2 protein-coding genes are annotated in these 3,716 nt (G+C 35.8%); one reads left to right on the top strand and one right to left on the bottom strand.

Translation table 11 applies throughout. The annotated features are described in order from the left end of the window. The coding region (locus Q0A18_RS16235; protein ID WP_292011213.1) for a reprolysin-like metallopeptidase at positions 1-1,940 on the top strand (1,940 nt) is incomplete at its 5' end. A gap of 71 nt (positions 1,941-2,011) precedes the next feature. Here the strand turns inward: Q0A18_RS16235 and Q0A18_RS16240 are convergent. Continuing rightward, entirely contained in the window at positions 2,012-3,613 is a 1,602-nt protein-coding gene (locus tag Q0A18_RS16240) for a peptide chain release factor 3 (RefSeq protein WP_292011214.1), read from the bottom strand. Between the last annotated feature and the right edge of the window lie 103 nt (positions 3,614-3,716).

Below are 3,716 nucleotides of genomic sequence, written 5' to 3' on the forward strand. Positions count from 1 at the left end.
AAATTAGATTTACTTATGATCCTTATTTTGGATTGAATGCGGTTGTTAGAAATAATAAAGGCATATATTATATAGATTCTTATTCTAAGGACAATAATATGTATATCGTTTATAATAGTAAAGATGCCCAATCTTTAGGTACATTTGAATGCTTATTTAATAATGAATTACCTAAACCTGCCGTTGGAGATTATAATACTTATAAAGGAAAACAGGCGAATGATGGTTTGCTTAGAAAGTATAGAATAGCTATTTCCACTACTAAGGGATATACTGATTATATTGCTCAACAGGCTGGATTATCTGGTGGAACTGTTGCTCAGAAGAAAGCAGCCGTGTTGGCAGCAGTCAATTTAGTGATTGCCCGAGTTAACGAAATATATGAAAATGATCTTTCAGTTACTTTTCAGTTAGCAGCTAATACAGATCAATTATTCTTTGTTGATAGTGATCCTTTTGGGCAAACTGATACTGATGTCCCGCTTGATTTTTATTTTGGTCTTCTTGATTTAGCAACTACAAATCTCTCCGTTACTGATAGTATTATTGGTGCGGAAAACTATGATCTGACAGAATTATTTTTCCATTCTTTTAATACTTTGCAGCAAGCAGGAATATCTCTTTCGAAGGCGTGTGATGATGAAAAAGGAGAAGGAGCAATGGGGATGATAGATCCGGTTGGTGATCCTTTTGCAGCAGGTATGGTGTCTCATGAAATAGGTCATCAGTTTGGAGCATTCCATACTCAGAATAATGATTGTCAAAGGGAGGATACAACTGATGTAGAACCAGGAAGTGGAAGTACTATTATGGGATACGCAGGAATTTGTGCTCCCAATGTACAACTTCAGGGGGATGCTTATTTTAATACCATAAGTATTCAGCAAATGAATTCAAAAATAATGGATACAATCACCTGTGGAACAACTAGCAGTACAGGCAATAGAGCTCCTCTGGCTAATGCAGGACAAGACAAAGTAATTCCTAAGGAAACCCCTTTTGCATTGACGGGAGTTGGTTCAGATCCTGATGGAGATGCAATTACCTACACTTGGGATCAAATTGATACAGGAGTAGGACAGATGCCTCCGAGATCTACCAATTCTGTAGGGCCTCTGTTCAGATCAATATGGGGGACTACTTCTCCTACAAGATATTTTCCAAAATTATCCACTATTGTTGAAGGGTATGATCCTTCTATTTTAGATCCAGGGAATTACAGAGCCTGGGAGAAATTGCCATCTGTTGACAGAACCCTAAACTTTGCTCTATTGGTAAGAGACAATAATCATATGGGAGGGAGAACTAGCAGCGATGTTGTGAAACTCACAGTATCTTCATCAGCGGGTCCTTTTCTGGTAACATCTCAAAATACACAGGGAGTAATTTGGAATGCGGGGGAAATAAAAACGATTTCTTGGGATGTTGCCAATACTAATGCAGCTCCGGTAAATACAGCGAATGTAATGATCTTGCTTTCTACAGATGGAGGAAATACTTTTCCCTATACTCTGGCAGAAAGTGTTCCTAATAATGGCTCTTATTCATTTACCGTTCCAGCGAATATAGATCAGACTTCAAAAGCTAGAATTATGGTTAAAGCTGTAGATAATGTGTTTTTAAATGTTAATGCAAAGGATTTTACGATAAATAATTCATATTTAATGACAGATGAAGTGGAAAAAGAAGGAGAATCAATAATAATTTACCCGAATCCTTCAAAAGGAATATTTACAATAAAAACTCAATCTAAAAATGATATTTCATATACTGTATATACAGTTGATGGTAGAAGAATAGATATGCCTCAGAGAATAAGTAGCAAAGGAGGAAGAATAGAAAAGAAAATTGATTTATCATCTCTTGTGGCAGGCGTTTACTTTATTGAGATAGATAAAGATGGTAGAAAATTGTCAAAAAAATTAATTATTAGTAAGTAAGACTAATGATTGTTTAATTAATACAAAAAAACGTTCAAATAAAATTTGAACGTTTTTTTGTATTATAATTTCTAGATTTCGTGATTGTTAAATTCACTAATGAAATGGAGCTTTACATTTGGGAATTTTTCCTGTGTCATATGAATGGTAAATGACGAGTCAGCCAAAAATACAAGTTGGTTATATTTATCTCTCGCTAAGAATCTCTGCTTTAATCTTGCAAATTCTTTAAATTCTTCCGATTTCTCATCAGCTTCCACCCAACAAGCCTTATGCATGGAAAGAGTTTCGTATGTACATTTTGCTCCATATTCATGCTCTAAACGGTATTGAATAACCTCATACTGAAGAGCACCCACAGTTCCAATAATTTTTCTGTTGTTCATTTCAAGGGTGAATAGCTGTGCAACACCCTCATCCATAAGCTGGTCAATACCTTTAGCCAATTGTTTAGCTTTTAATGGATCATCATTATTAATATAACGGAAATGTTCAGGAGAGAAGCTTGGAATGCCTTTGAAGTTAAGTTTTTCACCACCTGTTAGAGTATCTCCGATTCTGAAATTTCCAGTATCATGCAGACCTACGATATCACCCGGAAAACTTTCGTCCACAACTTCTTTTTTATCAGCAAAGAATGCATTGGGAGAAGAAAATTTCACCTTTTTATTTTCTCTTACCAACAGGTAATTTTCATTTCTTTTAAAAGTTCCGGATACGATTTTTACGAAAGCTAACCTATCTCTGTGTTTAGGGTCCATATTAGCATGGATTTTGAAAACAAAACCTGTAAAATTGCTTTCTTCAGGCTTTACCAGACGGATATCACTTTCTTTAGGCTGAGGCATTGGAGCAATTTCAATAAAAGCATCCAATAATTCACGAACTCCAAAGTTATTTAAAGCAGAACCGAAAAACACAGGTTGTAATTCTCCTTTCATATAATCCTTACGGTTGAATTCAGGATAAACGGATTCTATCAGTTCTAATTCCTCACGTAAGTTTTGAGCAGCTTTGGTGCCGATTACTTCATCTATAGATGCATCATTGATGTCATTGAATTGGATCGTTTCTCCAACTTTTTGTTTCTTTTCTTCTAAGAATAACTGGATATTGTTTTCCCAGATATTATAGATCCCCTGAAAATCGCTTCCCATACCGATAGGTAATGAAAGAGGAACTACACGAAGACCAAGTTTCTGTTCCACTTCATCTAATAGATCGAAAGCATCCTTGCCTTCACGGTCCAGCTTATTAATGAAAACAAGCATAGGGATGTTTCTCATTCTACAAACCTGTACCAGTTTTTCGGTTTGCTCTTCGACCCCTTTTGCAACGTCAATCACAACAATTACGGAATCTACCGCCGTTAAAGTTCTGTAAGTATCTTCAGCAAAGTCTTTGTGTCCCGGGGTGTCAAGGATATTGATTTTATGATCTTTATATTCAAATGCCAATACGGAAGTTGCTACAGAGATCCCTCTCTGTCTTTCGATTTCCATAAAGTCGGAAGTTGCTCCTTTTTTTATTTTGTTGGATTTTACCGCACCTGCCTCCTGAATCGCACCCCCGAAAAGAAGAAGCTTTTCTGTAAGGGTAGTTTTTCCGGCATCGGGGTGGGAGATAATCCCGAAGGTTTTTCTTTTTTGGATTTCTTTGATTAAATCTGACATACTGTATTTTGAGGATGCAAAAATCGTAATTTTTTGTGAGGATTTCAAATTAATTATAAGAAAGAATAGGTATAATATCTGGTCTAAAAATAGTATTGTCCGG

Origin of the sequence: Chryseobacterium sp., assembly GCF_022712095.1 — a bacterium.
Classification (GTDB): Bacteria; Bacteroidota; Bacteroidia; order Flavobacteriales; family Weeksellaceae; genus Chryseobacterium.